Origin of the sequence: Yoonia sp., from assembly GCF_030731595.1 — a bacterium.
Classification (GTDB): domain Bacteria; phylum Pseudomonadota; class Alphaproteobacteria; order Rhodobacterales; family Rhodobacteraceae; genus Yoonia.
The window spans coordinates 1-15449 of record NZ_JANQTS010000074.1; the positions used below are offsets into that span (position 1 = coordinate 1).

Here is a 15449-nt window from a genome sequence, read left to right on the forward strand (position 1 = left end):
CGGCTATGCCGGGCGGGAACTTCAACATACTATGGAATAGGGATTCACTGCGATGGAGGCTGAGAATTGAGCAAGAAATATGAGGTTCGTATTACTGCCGAACGTTTCATACACAATGAGCTATCGACCTGTGCTTGGCATTTCCAAGACATTGCAAACACGAAGGTTCAGAGCGGAAAAAGGGAAGGCCTTGCGCTTGATATGATGGCATCACTCGTTTTCTGCGCCTTCAGCATTGAGGCAAAGGTAAATTTTGTGGGTTGGAAGACTCTTCAGGATGGTTGGCCCGAAAGAACCAACCTTCGTGAAAAAATTGACCTTCTCAGAAAGACACTGAATTTGAATATCGACTGGTCGGAGCGACCGCTCCAAACCATTGCACAGCTAAAGCGCTTTCGCGATACGCTTGCCCATGGCAAACCTGAGATCGTCGATGAGACCAAAGTCACTGATATCGAACCAGATGTGTGGGATGCACTTAAGGGGCAGTGGGAGAGATCTGTTCAACAGGATTTCATGAATCGATGCCGAGAAGATGAAGCCGCAATTTGGAACGCCTTGCTAGAGGCCGCTGGAATTGAGCTTCACGAAACGCTGACAAGTGGAGGTCACAGCCTTTCTGTCTTAGAAACGTAAGCAAACGAAACTTGAGTTTGGGCTTCGCCCGTTCATCGTGGAAACGCTCCACTGGAGAGTTTCTTTATCGGCGTTGACCCCACAAATCATACTCCCCCGCTTCCTCCACAACAACGCTGACGATATCCCCCACGGCCAAGCCCTCGGCCCCTTCGTCGATAAACAAATTCCCGTCGATCTCTGGCGCGTCGGCCCATGTCCGGCAGGTCGCGATGCCGTCTTCGTCGATGTCGTCCACAATCACTTCCAGCGTGCGGCCCACTTTGGCTTCCAGCTTGGCCTCCGAGATCGCCTGTGCCTTGGCCATGAACCTGTCCCAGCGGTCCTGTTTGACCTCTGCCGCCACATGGTCGGGCAGGGCGTTGCTGCGTGCGCCCGCGACATTCTCGTATTGGAAGCACCCCACACGATCCAACTGCGCCTCGTCCAGCCAGTCCAGCAGGTGCTGGAATTCGGCCTCGGTCTCGCCCGGGTAGCCCACGATAAAGGTGGACCGCAGGGTGATATCAGGGCAAATGGCCCGCCACGCCGCGATCTCATCCAGCGTTTTCGCACCCGCCGCTGGCCGCGCCATGCGCCGCAGCACGTCGGGGTGGGAATGCTGGAACGGGATATCGAGGTAGGGGAGGACTCCGTTTGATGGGTCCGCCATCAGCGGAATCAGATCGCGCACATGGGGGTAGGGGTAGACATAGTGCAGCCGCACCCAAGCGCCGAGTTGCCCCAGTGCGCGGGTCAGGTCGGTGATATGGCTGCGCACCTCGCCGTCCTGCCACGGGTTGAGGTCATACTTGCGGTCCAGCCCATAGGCCGAGGTATCCTGAGAGATCACCAGCAGCTCCTTGACCCCCGCCTGCACCAGCTTTTCCGCCTCGCGCAGCACCGCATGGGCGGGGCGTGACACCAGACGCCCGCGCATATCGGGGATGATGCAGAATTTGCATTTGTGGTTACAGCCCTCGGAAATCTTCAGATAGCTGTAGTGGCGCGGGGTCAGTGACACACCTGTCGCGGGCAGAAGGTCGATAAACGGGTCAGGGCTGGGCGGTACGGCAAGATGGACCGCATCCAGCACCTGTTCGTATTGGTGCGGGCCGGTGACGGCCAGAATTTGCGGGTGGTGTTCGCGGATATAATCGGGTTCGGCACCCAGACAGCCGGTGACGATGACGCGGCCGTTTTCCTTGAGCGCCTCGCCGATAGCATCAAGGCTTTCGGCTTTGGCGCTGTCAAGGAAACCGCAGGTGTTGACGATCACCGCCTCGGCTCCGGCATAGTCCGGCGAGATTGCGTAACCTTCGGCTCGCAGGCGGGTCAGGATGCGTTCGCTGTCGACAAGTGCCTTGGGGCAGCCAAGGCTGACCATGCCGATGGTCGGCTGGCCTGCGCGGCGGGTGTCGGTGACTTGCGCGCGGGCAAGGTCGGGGCGGAGTGATGGCGGGTTCTGGGTCATGGCGCGCGTATAGCGCGGGGCGCGGGTCTTGGGAATGGGGTGTGGCGCTTGCGCCGCCCAAAGAAAAAGGCCGCCCTCAGGGGGCGGCCATTGCGAACCTAAGGTGGATCATGATTCACCTTACCCCGATCTTACCGCCGCCGGTCGCGCCGCGATGACATCGGCTGGAAGGCCACGCCCACATGCGCCTCGCAATAGGGTTTGCCCTGCTGCACGGCCAGACCGCAGAACCAGAAATCATCTGTGGCCGGATCGCCCACAGGCCATTTGCAAGTCTTCTCGGTCAATTCCATCAGGCTGATCCGCTTTGCGGTCTTTTCGATTTCGTTGACCTTGGCCAATGCTTCCGGGCTGATTTCATTCGCCGAAGGCTGCGGTGGCAAAGGCTGGCCCGCCGGAATGATCGCACGGCGTGCGGCAGAAATCGGAATGCCGTTTTCGTCCAGCTCGAGTTCTTCCTTGGCGGGCGCGGCAGGTGCGGCTTTTGCCTTCGGTGCAGGTTTTGCCGCAGGTTTTGCCGCGACCTCTGGTTTTTCCTTTGGCGCGGTCTTTGTCGGCGCGGCTCCAACAGCGCCGGCCCGATTGGACAGGCCCAAGCGATGTACCTTGCCGATCACCGCATTGCGGGTCACGCCGCCCAGTTCCTTGGCGATCTGACTGGCCGACTGGCCTTCGCCCCACATCTTTTTGAGCGTCTCAACGCGCTCGTCTGTCCAGGACATATGGATTCCTTTGGTTTAGTTGGCCGGATACCCGTCTGGGGATCGGACCGATCATCTTGATCTGTGCATACTAGTCATTGCCGCAGGTGATGTGAAGGCAATGCTGCGCCTTTTGCGCAAGTTCTGGTGTCTTGTCGCAAGTTTGCCCATAGCACGCCGGTTATCGCAGGCTGCAACAGCCGACCCGCGGGCCTTGGTTGTCGATGTAGTGCAGCCCATAGGTGCGGTCGCTCATCCCGTCAGAGCAGTGTCCCGGCAGGATATGCGCCGTCACATCCCCCGGTTCGGATTGCCACACAAACCGGTATCCGGTTTCGGCGATCCGCACATAGTCAGCAGAAGGTGCTGTCGACACGAGCGCATGCTGCGTTTCAGTTTCCGGTGTGCGCAATGTCAGCGCCCCTTCGTCAAGAAATCGCATGTCCCAGAACGGCTCGGTGCCAGAGCAGACAAGGCCATTGGGGAGCCCCAGCGCATTGCGGCTTTCTGGCTGTGGCACAAGAAACCGCAGCGCGACCCAGCCTGAGGTTTCGCCGCTATTCAGCAGCGCCCATTGCCCTTTGCGGCTGAGTGCGAAGACTTCGACATCGGTGGCATCATTTGCCAGTTGCCCAATGATCTCTGACACGCCATCCGGTGCGGCCCGAATGTTCAGGTGATCGTCGGCCTCTACCCCGGTCACGCTGTAAAGGGCGGGGAAGGTCGGGGCGATGCTGTCCGCTGCTGCGCTGATGGCCACTATGCTGAAGAAGACTGAAAGAATAGACCGCATTTCTGCTCCGCACTGGTTGTCCGCAAAAGGGTAAACCCCTGCGACCGCCCTGGCTAGGGGGCTGGCCATTTCGTGGCAATCGGATATGTCCGACACCAGAGCGAAGGATAAATCACATGGCAGAACCAATCCAAATGGGAGTCCGCCGCTTTGGCCGGGTGAACTGGCTGGGCACTTGGACATTGATGCGGCGTGAAGTCAGCCGGTTCATGAATGTCTGGTCGCAGACGGTCATGGCACCGTTGATCAACGCAGGGCTTTTCCTGATGATCTTTACAATTGCCATCGGTGGCCAGCGCGGTGATGTGATGGGTGTGCCTTTTATGGTCTTTCTGGCCCCCGGTATTCTGACCATGACGGTGATCCAGAACGCTTTTGCCAATACCTCTTCCAGCCTTGCTTCGGCCAAGGTCCAAGGCAATATCGTTGACACGCTGATGCCGCCCCTCTCCGCTGCGGAACTGGTCACGGGCTATATCGGGGGGGCTGTCGCGCGCGGAGCGCTGGTGGCCATTGTCATTGCAGTTGGGTCAGCGGTCTTTTTGGGTGTGGGGATGCAAAACCCGCTTTGGGTGATTGTTTTTGTCCTGTTGGGGTCAGTTCTGATGGGCGGATTGGGCATGATCGCCGGAATATACGCCAATAAGTTCGATCAACTCTCGGCTATCTCCAACTTTCTGGTGACACCACTGGCCTTCCTGTCAGGCACATTTTATTCCATCGAGGCGCTTCCGCCCCTGATGCAAGCCATGAGCCATGCCAACCCGTTTTTCTATATCATTGACGGGGTGCGTTTTGGCATGATCGGTGTGAGTGACAGCAGCCCGTGGCTGGGGCTTTCAGTGGTCGGCACGGCTTGTGTTGTTGTGCTGGGGATTTGTCTGCGATGGATGCGGACCGGCTATCGGCTCAAGGCCTGACGGTTCAAAAGACATCCCGGACAGGAATTCCGCGCTGGGCCATGACGTTGATGAGCGTGTCCAGATCAGGGAGATCACCGGCAAAGATGCCCTGCACATCCCCGTTCTTGAACACGATTGACACTTGGGTTTCGAGACTTTCCTCGGTGACCTGCAAATAGGCGATATCGTCAAGCGGGATCGGGCGTGGATTGCGCCACGCCGAAAGGGTGAGATGTTCGTCATCAACACGAATACCGGCGATTTGCTTGGGCAAGAGCATCCAGGCCAAAGTGATCGCGCCAGAGACCCAAAGAAGCCACATCAGATGATAGGCTTCATTCAGCACGACTGTCGCCAAAAGCATTGTGACCGCGGCCATGGCCAGCCACATAGCCCCCCTGCTGGGCGCGCGGCGAAATTGGTAAACTTTGTTCATCAAGAGGCGCCTAACGTAGAAACATGGCTGGATTTTGACCTTTTCTTATGTAGTGCCGGGCCGCAGATATTTAAGCCGCTATCCGCTGTTCAGAGATGGCTGTAATCAAGACTTTGCGCGGATGTGTCCTGGCTCCAAGGATATTCATCCCGTCGCTGCGGCAGAAAAAAATGATATATGACAATACTTTGATGCAATCGGCCTGACTATTTTCTGCATAGTGTGGTGAAAGGCGTGGCTATGCGATGCTTTGCCGCGGACAAGGCCGTGTCTGCCATCCCGATGACCGATGTGAAGGCCTGCCTTGTTTGCGCTGCGACCGTCCGGCGTCAATCAAGGTGAAATTGTGGAAACGGCTTGCTCTGCCATCGGTCTGCGGCGCGCTGTGCGCAGGTCCGGAGAAAGATGGCTGCGTCATGGTGCACAGTCCGCACTCTTGCACGGCGCAAATGGTCTTTCATCGCCTGACCAATTGCGCTAAGACCGGCTTATGAAAACGCATTTGACATATTCCAGCCGACGCCGACGCTGATTTTGCGCCGCCTTTCGTCACGTCTTTCATAAATCTCTAATATTATTGACACCCTCGGTTTGGTCCTGCACCAATCTGTCCTATGCTTAAGGATGATCGCCATGATCGCATCAATTCTGCCAACCTATTCACGCGCGCCGCTTACCTTTGTGTCAGGCGATGGTTCCTGGCTGACGGAAGCCGACGGGCGCCGCTTTCTGGATCTGGGTGCAGGGATTGCAGTGAATGCCTTGGGCCATGCCCATCCCGCACTTGTTGCTGCGCTCACCACGCAGGCCCATGCGCTTTGGCATGTCTCGAACCTGTATAACATTCCGGCGCAACAGAAACTGGCCGACGCATTGGTCGAAAAGACCTTTGCCGACACAGTGTTCTTTACCAATTCCGGCACCGAGGCCTGCGAACTGGCGGTCAAGATGGCCCGCAAATACTGGTACGACAAGGGACAGTCCGACCGGACCGAGATCATCACCTTCACGGGGTCGTTCCACGGACGGTCAAGCGCGGGGATCGCTGCGGCAGGGTCCGAGAAGATGACCAAAGGGTTTGGCCCGTTGCTGCCGGGTTTCACCCATCTGGAATTTGGCGACCATGCTGCTTTGCAAGCTGCGGCAACAGACAAGATCGCTGCAATCATGGTGGAGCCGGTGCAGGGCGAAGGCGGCATTCGTCCGCTGCCTGATGTTTGCCTCAAAGGGCTGCGCGATCTGTGCGATGAACATGGTATCTTGTTGATCCTCGATGAAGTGCAATGCGGCATGGGCCGGACAGGCAAGCTCTTTGCGCATGAATGGGCGGGGATCACGCCCGATATCATGATGGTCGCCAAAGGGATCGGCGGGGGCTTTCCGCTGGGAGCGGTACTCGCCACCGAGAACGCGGCCTCTGGCATGACGGCGGGGACGCATGGCTCAACCTATGGCGGCAATCCTCTGGCTTGTGCTGTGGGGGCACAGGTGATGGAGATCGTCAGCGATGACGCATTCCTTGCCGAGGTGAACCGCAAAGCGGGCCTGCTGCGGCAGAAACTGGAAGGGCTGGTTGCAGCCTATCCGGAGGTTTTTGAAGCGGTGCGCGGATCGGGCCTGATGATTGGCCTGAAGTGCAAGGCCTCTAATGCCGATGTGGTCGCGGCAGGTTATGCCGAAGGCGTGCTGACCGTTCCTGCGGCTGACAATGTTATTCGGCTCTTGCCGGCACTCAACATTGATGACGCAGACATCGGGGCAGCGGTTGACCGGCTTGCTGCGGCCGCCTCTGCGGTAAAGGAGGCCAATGCGTAACTACACGTTCCGCAGATTGACCGAGGCTGACCTGCCTTTGATGCGCCGCTGGCTCCAGACGGCACATGTCAAAATCTGGTGGCCCGATGCGGAACAGCAAGTTGCGTTGATGCAGCAAGATATGAACAACCAAGAGATCAACATGTGGGTGGTCAGCCTGATTGACCGCCCCTTTGCCTATCTGCACGACCATGATGCGCGCAGCTTTGGGATGCCGCAATACGCGGACCTGCCGCCCGCGACGCGGGTGCTGTCAACCTTTGTAGGCGATGAGAACTTTACCGGGCAGGGCCATGCGGCCGGTTATGTGGACGCGCATGTGCGCGATCTGCGCTTGAAATATCCGATGATTGCTGTTGCCCCGAACACCACCGATACCCATGCGATTGGCGTCTATACAAAGGCGGGCTTTATGAAGCGGCGTCTTGCGCCAACCCGAGACGGCCGCCTCGTCCAAGTGATGACTCACCTTTGACATTCCCGCCATGCGACTGGCCCAAATAAAGCGAAAACGATGAACCATTTTCTTGATATCAATATCACGCCGACGGATGCCTTGCGGGGGATTATTGACAGCGCCCGTGATATGAAAACCGCGCGCGCTGGCAAACCGAAAGGCACATTGGATGCCGACCAGCCCTTGGCGGGGCATATGGTGGCGCTGATCTTTGAAAAGCCTTCGACCCGCACGCGCGTTTCTTTTGATGTGGGCGTGCGCCAGATGGGTGGACAGACAATGGTGCTGTCAGGGGCAGACATGCAGTTGGGCCATGGCGAGACGATCGCCGACACCGCGCGTGTGTTGTCGCGTTATGTCGATCTGATCATGATCCGCACATTTGAAGAGCAAACGCTGCTGGATATGGCCGAATATGCCACTGTCCCCGTCATCAACGGCCTGACCAATCGTACGCACCCTTGTCAGATCATGGCCGATATCATGACGTTTGAGGAACACAACGGCCCGATCAAGGGCAAAAAGGTCGTCTGGTCCGGCGACGGCAACAACGTCTTTGCAAGCTTTGCCCATGCGGCCAAGCAGTTTGAATTTGATCTGGTCTTTACCGGCCCGCCGCCGCTTGACCCCGAACCAGCGCTGGACGGGCTTTATACCATCGTGCGCGACCCCAACGAGGCGGTGCAGGGTGCCGATCTTGTGGTCACCGACACATGGGTCAGTATGCATGACCCGCAATCCGCCCGCGAGAGGCGGCACAACCAGCTGCGGGGCTATCAGGTCAACGATGCGCTGATGGCCAAGGCCAAAGATGATGCCTTGTTCATGCATTGCCTGCCCGCCCACCGCGATGACGAGGCGACCAGCAGCGTCATGGACGGCCCGCATTCGGTGATCTTTGACGAGGCCGAGAACCGGTTGCATGCGCAAAAGGCGATCATGCGCTATTGTCTGGGTCTCTGAACCGCAGGCAAATCTTAACAATTCGTTAACTAGTGTAGCCTTAGGCTTCCTGTTCGGTCGCGAGACCGAGCAGCGCCTGAACCACCCCCACCGGCGGATATGTCTTGTTTCTGTCTGGTTCAGGCGCTGTCGTCCAGAACCGCTTTGCCGTCGGGCGCGTACCGCTACGACATCGCTGTCAAAGCAGCGATTTAAGCAATGCTTTCAGGCCGGAATCATCAACCTTCCTGACGGCATCGTTCAGCGACATCCATTTGCGCTTGCGAAGCGCCGCCTCTGGATAGGCCTTTGCCATTTCTTTGACGTCAATGCGATAGACAGCCACATGACAAGGCACCGTCCGGCCATCATCAAACCGCTTTTCGGTGACATAGCCACCGATCGGTGCCTTGCTGATCTTACCCTTCAGCACACCCGCCTCTTCCCATGCTTCCAGCTTTGCCGTTTCGGCATCGGTATGGCCATCCATTGGCCAGCCCTTTGGAACGATCCAGCGGCCACGCGAGGATTTGACCAAAAGCACCTCTTGCTCTGCCTTGCCTTGTCGCAGGCAAAGCGCGCCGACCTGCAAAATTGCGTCAGCGTCGACAACACGGATTGAAAGGCCCGTCCAGAAAGATCGGTCGAGAGTGCTCATGATACCTGCCAATAGGCTATTTTTATTGAGTTTCTTTTAACACAAACCGAATCAGAGCGCAAATCATCCTTGCGAACGCGGTTTGGCGCGCAATGTCGGGTCGGCTTGGGTCGGGTCTTCGGGCCAAGGGTGGCGCGGATAACGCCCGCGCATGTCACGCCTTACGTCGTCGTAAGAGGTGGCCCAGAAGCCGACGATGTCTTGGGTAACTTGCACCGGCTTTTGTCCGGGCGACAGCAACGTGATCCGCAGCGGCGTCTTGCCAACCACGGGGTGCTGCGTGACGCCGAACATCTCTTGCAGGCGCAGGGTGATGCCGGGGGCTTCGCCATCGTAATCAATGGGGATTTTCCGACCGAGCGGCGTTTCGAAATGCGGCGGGGCTGTGCGATCGAGAATTTGCGTTTGCTCCCACGTCAGCATGGCTTGCAACGGGGGCAGTATATCGAACCTTTTCCAGTCTTCGGTTGTGCGCACACCGGACAGATGCGGCAAGAGCCAGTCTTCAAGGCTGTCCAATAGTGCGGCGTCATCCATAGCCGGCAGAGCTTCGACCAGCGCGACCCGCGCCCGAAACCGGTTTGCCGCAGCCGAGGGCAGCAGGCCAAGTTGACGCACGCCGTCCAGCATTGCTGCGGCCACCGCCGCGGGCGGGGCGTCTGGCCAGACGCGATCGTCCAGCACCAAAGCACCAAAGCATTCTTGCTGGCGGGTCTGAACCCGGCCTTCGCGCTTGGACCAATGACATACGTCCTGCCATGCGATCTGGTCGCTGAAAACCGCACGAAGCTCGCGTTCGGTCAAGGTCGCCGCCTGTCTGATCCGTGCTTCGCGCGTGTCGCCGTCAAGGTCGGTGGCCACGATCAGGCGCTGCCCCGCCAAAGGATCCGCATGATCCATCACGGCGCCTTTGCCACCTGACAAGACATAACGCGGGTCGTCGCCCTTGCGGCGCAAGCCGATGCGGTCGGGGTAGGCTAATGCGGCCTGCTGGCCAAGCGTCAAGGGCGGGCCATCGGCCAAGCCTTTGGCAAGCCTCGGGATTTCCGCCTTGATCTGTGCAATGGCGGCGTGATTGGCAGTTCCGGGGCCATGATCGCGCCCTGCGACGGCTGCGATACGCAACGCCAGATCGACGGGCGCGCCGCGCAAAGGATCGCGGGCGGCCAGAAGAGCGGCCAAGGGTGCGGCCTGTTTGCCCGCAACTTGCAGCATATGCGCAAGGCGTGGATGAAGTGGTAGCGCGGCCAGAGCGCGGCCATGCGGGGTGATGCGGCCCGCGGCGTCGACTGCGCCCAAACCGCGCAACAGATTGCGGGCTTCTTCCAACGCACCTGCGGGGGGCGGGGTCAGAAAGGCCAGATCGTCGCTGCCCCATGCGGCGAGTTCGAGCGCCAGGCCTGCCAGATCAGCCGCCTCGATCTCGGCCGGGGCAAAGGCGGGCAGAGCGCCGTTTTCGCCCTTGGTCCAGAGGCAAAAGGCCTCACCGGGTGCGACCCGACCTGCGCGGCCCGCGCGCTGGGTGGCTTCGGCTTTGCTGACCCGTTCCGTGACCAGCCGTGACATGCCAGAGCCGGGGTCAAACCGCGCGCGCCGCGCACGCCCCGCATCGACGACGACGCGGATGTCCTCGATCGTCAGCGAGGTTTCGGCGATGGAGGTCGAAAGCACGATTTTGCGGCCCCGTGTCACGGGTGCTATGGCTTTGCGCTGGTCGGCAAAGGGCAGGGCGCCGTAAAGTGGTCTGACCTCACAATCAGCAGGTAAGCGCCCTGCCAGATTGGCCGCGACGCGGCGGATTTCGCCCTCGCCAGGCAGGAAGACAAGGACACCGCCTGCGGTCTGGGCTGCGGCCTGTATCACGAGATCGGCGGTTGCGGTCTCGAGCCGGGTACCCTTTGGAATCGCGCGGTCAAGGTAGTGGGTTGTCACCGGATAGGACCGCCCTTGCGAGGTCACAATCGGGGCATCATCCAGCATCGCGGCGACCGGGGCTGCGTCGAGCGTCGCGGACATCACAAGAATGATGAGGTCCGGCCGGAGCACCGCACGGCTTTCCCAGGCCAAGGCCAGTCCCAGATCGGCATTCAGCGAGCGTTCGTGGAATTCGTCAAAGATCACCGCGCCGATGCCTTTGAGGTCAGGGTCACTCTGGATCATGCGGGTCAGGATGCCTTCGGTCACAACTTCGATCCGGCTGCCGGTTTTGCTGTCACCGCGCATGCGGTAGCCTATCGTCTGGCCCGGGCGTTCACCCAAGCCTTCGGCGAGCCGTTCAGCCGCAGCACGGGCCGCCAGCCTGCGCGGTTCGAGCATGATGATCTTGCCTGTCGTCAGACCCGCCTTGAGCATCGCAAGGGGGACGCGGGTGGTCTTGCCCGCGCCGGGCGGGGCTTGCAGCACGGCGCGGCCTTGGGCGGCGAGAGCCGCCATCAGTTCGGGCAGGATGGGGTCGATGGGCAGGGCAGTCATCAGATGTGTCTGTGTTACGGATGGGGGTGGGTCAAGGCCCACGTTACATCAACGCAGGTACCGCGTGACGCAGACCCCCGCGCAGAAGGCGTAAGGTAGGCTTTCGCTTGTCGCCCCCAAACGAAAAAACCCGACAACCTTGCGGCTGCCGGGTCTTCAAAATTCTGCTGAGCGCGTGCTTAAGCGGCTGTCGCTTTTGCAATCTCTTTCTTGATTTTCAGCGCTTCTGCCGAAAGCTCTGCTTCCTTGGCTTTCGCCATGAACGCATCCAGACCACCGCGGTGATCCACAGTGCGCAGGGCAGCATTGGAAATTTTCAGCTTGAACGACCGGCCCAGCACGTCGGACATGAGTGTCACGTCCTGCAGGTTTGGCAAAAAGCGGCGGCGGGTACGGTTCTTGGCGTGGCTGACATTGTTGCCAGACATCGGGCCTTTTCCAGTCAGTTCGCAACGGCGCGACATGAGCGTCTTCCTTGTCCTTTGGATATCACCCACCCGGTTGGCGGGACATCCTGTGATACGGGGTTGAACCCCACATCCGCAGGGTCGTCAATAAGATCAGCGCGAGATAGGCGGATTCCTTTGGCCCGTCAACCCGGTTCACCGATGATTTCACGATCTATCGTGCCGCGATGATGCTCACAACCTATTCACCGCCCTTGCGCAGGCGATCTTTCAAAGGGTCCAGGACCTGCGCTGCTGCTGCACTGGGTGACAACCGTCCGGCCGAGACAGCGGCTTGTGCAATTTCCAGCCGCGCGGCGGTTTGCGGGTCATCGTGCAAAAGCTGCACCAATCCCTGGCGCACATCCTGTGTGAACCAGTAGTTTGCCTGCATCTGTCGGGTTTGCGCCCAAACGCCCGTGTCCTGACGCCATTGCGCCAGCGTTTCCATTTCGGTCCATGCCGCTTGCAGGCCATAGGCTTGCAGGGCTGAAACCGTCATCGCTTTGGGAAACCCCTCTGGGTCTTGCGCCCTTTTCCGCAAAAGCCGCAGGGCGCCTGCATAATCGGCACAGGTCCGCGTCGCCTGCGCCTTGAGATCGCCATCCGCCTTGTTCACGAGAATCAGGTCCGCCATCTCCATGATGCCGCGCTTGACGCCTTGCAATTCGTCCCCGCCTGCGGGCGCAAGCAGCAGCACAAAAAGATCGGCGATTTGCGCAACCACCGTTTCTGACTGCCCGACGCCCACTGTTTCGATCAGAACCACGTCAAAGCCTGCGGCCTCGCACAGCGCGACGGCCTCGCGGGTACGCCGCGCCACGCCGCCCAGTTGGGTCTGGCTGGGTGAGGGGCGGATAAAGGCCTGTGGGTCGCGCGCCAGATGATCCATCCGCGTCTTGTCGCCAAGGATCGACCCGCCCGAGCGGGATGATGACGGATCAACCGCCAGCACCGCGACGCGCTTGCCCATCCCCGTCAGCATCAGGCCAAAGCTTTCGATAAAGGTGGATTTGCCAACGCCCGGCGTGCCGGACATACCGATGCGCAGGGCCTGTTTTTCCGTGCCCAGAGCGGCAAGGAGTTCCAGTGCCTGCATCCGGTGATCGGCCCGGCCGCTTTCAACCAGTGTGATCGCACGCGCCAGCGCCCGGCGGTCGCCCGCCTGCACACCCTTGGCCAAAGCGGCAATATCGCGGGTTTTGCTCATGCGTCTTTGTTATCCGGCCACAGGCAAAGGTCCAGCCCCAAGCGCACCGTTAGGGACCATCTGGCGCAATAGCCCAACACCCCGCTGTCTGATATGCTCGCCTCTCTAACGGGAGCTGCTCTCGATATCTAAACGGGGAGATTTAGACGCATGCGTATCTTGTTTGTCTGCCTTGGCAACATCTGCCGCTCACCGGCAGCGGAAGGGATTATGCGCCACCTTGCGCCGGAGCTGACACTGGATAGTGCAGGGACGGGGGGCTGGCATGTGGGGGATCCACCCTATGGGCCGATGCAGGCGGCGGCCCGTGACCGGGGGATTGACCTGAGCCGTCTGAAGGCCCGCCAATTCACCGCTGCCGATTTCGCGCGTTTTGATCTGATCGTGGCGATGGACCGGCAAAACAAGGCGGATATCGAAAGGCTTCGGCCTGCGGGCAATCTGACGCAGGTGCGGCTGATGGCAGAAAAGGATGTCCCCGACCCGTATTATACGCGCGACTTCGATGGCGCGCTCGACATCATCGAGACAGCAGCTAGACGCCTGCTGGCTGACATATCTCGGAGGCCAGATCGCTGAAGGCCCGGTAGCGGGTCCAGAAGCGTTCATCGCCCGGGCGGTCGGATTGGCGCGTATCCTGAGCCAGTTGCGGATTGTCAAAGAATGTGGCCGCGCGGGCCTGATCGCTGCCAGACAGACTTTGGTTTGCGACCTGTTGAATACAAGAACACAGGGCAGGCGAGGCTGCACTGCGATTTGCCGCCAAACACGCCTGCGAGATATCACCGGTTGCACCACGGCCACCGCCACCACAGGCGGCAAGGGACGCCAAAGCCCCGATCATCAAGAAATACCGCATCGTTTTCCCTTTGTCCGGCCCCTGTCTGCGCAGGTGGTCCACTGAGGTTGTGCCCCTAGGGCAGAGTATGACGGGGGTGGGGGCAGGATGCAATTGGCGAATGGGCTGATTTGCTTGCGACATGCGGTCACGAAGTGTGGCAATATCTACATTGACGAGGACCAAAATCCCCACCATATCCATCGCTCATGACAGACCTATCGCACATCCGCAATTTCTCGATCGTTGCCCATATCGACCACGGGAAATCGACCCTTGCTGACCGCTTGATCCAGTCCACCAATACGGTGGCCGAGAGGGATATGAAGGCGCAACTGCTGGACTCTATGGATATCGAGCGTGAGCGCGGGATCACGATCAAGGCCAACACCGTCCGCATCGACTATACCGCCGAAAACGGGAAGGCCTATGTGCTCAACCTGATCGACACCCCCGGTCACGTCGATTTCGCCTATGAGGTCAGCCGGTCCATGCGCGCCGTTGAAGGATCGCTCTTGGTTGTCGACAGCACCCAAGGGGTCGAGGCGCAGACGCTAGCAAACGTCTATCACGCGCTGGACGCGGACCACGAGATCGTACCTGTCCTGAACAAGATCGACCTGCCTGCGTCCGAATGCGATCAGGTCGCGGCCCAGATCGAGGATGTGATCGGGCTGGACGCCTCCGAGGCAATCCGCGTATCTGCCAAAACCGGCATCGGCATCAAGGAAACGCTGGAAGCGATCGTGCACCGCCTGCCTGCGCCCAAGGGCGACCGCGATGCCCCGCTCAAGGCGATGCTGGTGGATTCCTGGTATGACAGCTATCTGGGTGTCGTCGTACTGGTCCGCGTCATCGACGGCGTGATGAAGAAGAACGACCGCGTGAGATTCATGTCCAACGGGGCTGTGCACGGGATCGACAAGATCGGTGTGTTCCGCCCGCAGATGCAGGACGTGGCCGAACTGGGGCCGGGCGAGATTGGCTTTATCACAGGCTCGATCAAGCAGGTGCGCGATACGCGGGTCGGTGACACGATCACATCCGAGAAAAAGGGGACAGACACGGCGCTGCCCGGCTTCAAGCCAGCGCAGCCTGTGGTCTTCTGTGGCCTGTTCCCCGTGGACAGTTCCGAGTTCGAAGACCTGCGCGACGCCATCGACAAGCTGTCGCTGAATGATGCGTCGTTCAGCCACGAGATGGAAACCTCTGCCGCGCTTGGGTTCGGGTTCCGCTGCGGGTTTCTGGGGCTCTTGCACCTTGAGGTCATCCGCGACCGGATCGAGCGGGAATATGATATCGAGCTGATCACGACAGCGCCCTCTGTGGTCTATCACATCTATATGCGCGACGGCACGATGACCGAATTGCATAACCCCGCCGACATGCCCGACCTGACCCATGTGGACCATCTTGAGGAACCACGGATCAAGGCAACTATTCTGGTGCCTGATGAATACTTGGGCGACGTGCTCAAGCTGTGCCAGGACCGGCGCGGCGTGCAGTTGGACCTGACCTATGCAGGATCGCGCGCGATGGTGGTCTATGACCTGCCCCTGAACGAGGTGGTGTTCGACTTCTACGACCGCCTGAAATCGGTGACCAAGGGCTATGCGTCCTTTGACTATGCCTTGACCGGCTATCAGACCGACAATCTGGTCAAGATGTCGGTGCTGGTGAACGACGAACC

At 59.5% G+C, this 15449-nt stretch carries 16 protein-coding genes; 7 read left to right on the forward strand and 9 right to left on the reverse strand.

What is annotated here, in order from left to right:
- The first annotated feature begins 66 nt into the window (after nucleotides 1–66).
- Nucleotides 67–636: a hypothetical protein gene (locus tag NWQ23_RS08105; RefSeq protein ID WP_306165775.1), complete on the forward strand. Its 570-nt coding sequence runs from the start codon at nucleotides 67–69 to the stop codon at nucleotides 634–636.
- A 64-nt stretch (nucleotides 637–700) separates the two neighbouring features.
- Here NWQ23_RS08105 and rimO read toward each other — a convergent pair whose 3' ends face one another.
- The 3 genes from rimO to NWQ23_RS08120 all read right to left on the reverse strand — a co-directional run bounded on the left by rimO (nucleotide 701) and on the right by NWQ23_RS08120 (nucleotide 3550).
- The gene (rimO, locus tag NWQ23_RS08110) at nucleotides 701–2089 is read right to left on the reverse strand and encodes a 30S ribosomal protein S12 methylthiotransferase RimO (RefSeq protein ID WP_306165776.1); all 1389 of its coding nucleotides are present in this window, start codon (nucleotides 2087–2089) and stop codon (nucleotides 701–703) included.
- Nucleotides 2090–2220: 131 nt separating this feature from the next.
- Complete coding sequence (locus tag NWQ23_RS08115; RefSeq protein ID WP_306165777.1) at nucleotides 2221–2811, reverse strand: GcrA family cell cycle regulator; 591 nt, start codon at nucleotides 2809–2811, stop codon at nucleotides 2221–2223.
- A 160-nt stretch (nucleotides 2812–2971) separates the two neighbouring features.
- Nucleotides 2972–3550: an SH3 domain-containing protein gene (locus NWQ23_RS08120; RefSeq protein ID WP_306165778.1), complete on the reverse strand. Its 579-nt coding sequence runs from the start codon at nucleotides 3548–3550 to the stop codon at nucleotides 2972–2974.
- Between the two features lie 149 nt (nucleotides 3551–3699).
- Between NWQ23_RS08120 and NWQ23_RS08125 the strand changes: the two genes are divergently transcribed.
- Nucleotides 3700–4503: an ABC transporter permease gene (locus NWQ23_RS08125; RefSeq protein ID WP_306165779.1), complete on the forward strand. Its 804-nt coding sequence runs from the start codon at nucleotides 3700–3702 to the stop codon at nucleotides 4501–4503.
- A gap of 4 nt (nucleotides 4504–4507) precedes the next feature.
- On the opposite strand, the gene NWQ23_RS08130 is transcribed toward NWQ23_RS08125, so the two are convergent.
- Nucleotides 4508–4921 carry a hypothetical protein gene (locus NWQ23_RS08130; RefSeq protein ID WP_306165780.1) on the reverse strand — a complete coding sequence of 138 codons (414 nt, stop codon included), beginning with the start codon at nucleotides 4919–4921 and terminating at the stop codon, nucleotides 4508–4510.
- A 633-nt stretch (nucleotides 4922–5554) separates the two neighbouring features.
- Between NWQ23_RS08130 and NWQ23_RS08135 the strand changes: the two genes are divergently transcribed.
- The 3 genes from NWQ23_RS08135 to argF are packed head-to-tail and all read left to right on the forward strand — an operon-like array spanning nucleotide 5555 to nucleotide 8156.
- On the forward strand, nucleotides 5555–6736 hold the full coding sequence (locus tag NWQ23_RS08135; protein WP_306165781.1) for an aspartate aminotransferase family protein: 1182 nt from the start codon (nucleotides 5555–5557) through the stop codon (nucleotides 6734–6736).
- On the forward strand, nucleotides 6729–7211 hold the full coding sequence (locus NWQ23_RS08140) for a GNAT family N-acetyltransferase (RefSeq protein WP_306165782.1): 483 nt from the start codon (nucleotides 6729–6731) through the stop codon (nucleotides 7209–7211). Before NWQ23_RS08135 ends, NWQ23_RS08140 begins: the two co-directional genes overlap by 8 nt.
- Nucleotides 7212–7250: 39 nt before the next feature.
- Complete coding sequence (gene argF / locus NWQ23_RS08145; protein ID WP_306165783.1) at nucleotides 7251–8156, forward strand: ornithine carbamoyltransferase; 906 nt, start codon at nucleotides 7251–7253, stop codon at nucleotides 8154–8156.
- A gap of 178 nt (nucleotides 8157–8334) precedes the next feature.
- Here the strand turns inward: argF and NWQ23_RS08150 are convergent, their stop codons facing one another.
- The 4 genes from NWQ23_RS08150 to meaB form a co-directional block, all read right to left on the reverse strand.
- Nucleotides 8335–8793, reverse strand: a complete 459-nt coding sequence (locus tag NWQ23_RS08150; RefSeq protein WP_306165784.1) for an NUDIX hydrolase — start codon at nucleotides 8791–8793, stop codon at nucleotides 8335–8337.
- Between the two features lie 63 nt (nucleotides 8794–8856).
- Nucleotides 8857–11265: an ATP-dependent helicase HrpB gene (hrpB, locus tag NWQ23_RS08155; RefSeq protein WP_306165785.1), complete on the reverse strand. Its 2409-nt coding sequence runs from the start codon at nucleotides 11263–11265 to the stop codon at nucleotides 8857–8859.
- Nucleotides 11266–11444: 179 nt separating this feature from the next.
- On the reverse strand, nucleotides 11445–11729 hold the full coding sequence (gene rpmB / locus NWQ23_RS08160; protein WP_306165786.1) for a 50S ribosomal protein L28: 285 nt from the start codon (nucleotides 11727–11729) through the stop codon (nucleotides 11445–11447).
- Nucleotides 11730–11913: 184 nt separating this feature from the next.
- Nucleotides 11914–12921, reverse strand: a complete 1008-nt coding sequence (gene meaB, locus NWQ23_RS08165; protein WP_306165787.1) for a methylmalonyl Co-A mutase-associated GTPase MeaB — start codon at nucleotides 12919–12921, stop codon at nucleotides 11914–11916.
- 150 nt (nucleotides 12922–13071) lie between these two features.
- On the opposite strand from meaB, the gene NWQ23_RS08170 reads away from it, so the two are divergent.
- Complete coding sequence (locus NWQ23_RS08170) at nucleotides 13072–13500, forward strand: low molecular weight protein-tyrosine-phosphatase (RefSeq protein ID WP_306165788.1); 429 nt, start codon at nucleotides 13072–13074, stop codon at nucleotides 13498–13500.
- Here NWQ23_RS08170 and NWQ23_RS08175 read toward each other — a convergent pair.
- Nucleotides 13457–13780: an arginine transporter gene (locus NWQ23_RS08175; RefSeq protein ID WP_306165789.1), complete on the reverse strand. Its 324-nt coding sequence runs from the start codon at nucleotides 13778–13780 to the stop codon at nucleotides 13457–13459. The two genes, NWQ23_RS08170 and NWQ23_RS08175, sit on opposite strands and share 44 nt — an antisense overlap.
- Before the next feature lie 188 nt (nucleotides 13781–13968).
- Here NWQ23_RS08175 and lepA point away from each other — a divergent pair.
- On the forward strand, nucleotides 13969–15449 hold a 1481-nt coding region (gene lepA, locus NWQ23_RS08180), incomplete at its 3' end, for a translation elongation factor 4 (protein ID WP_306165790.1).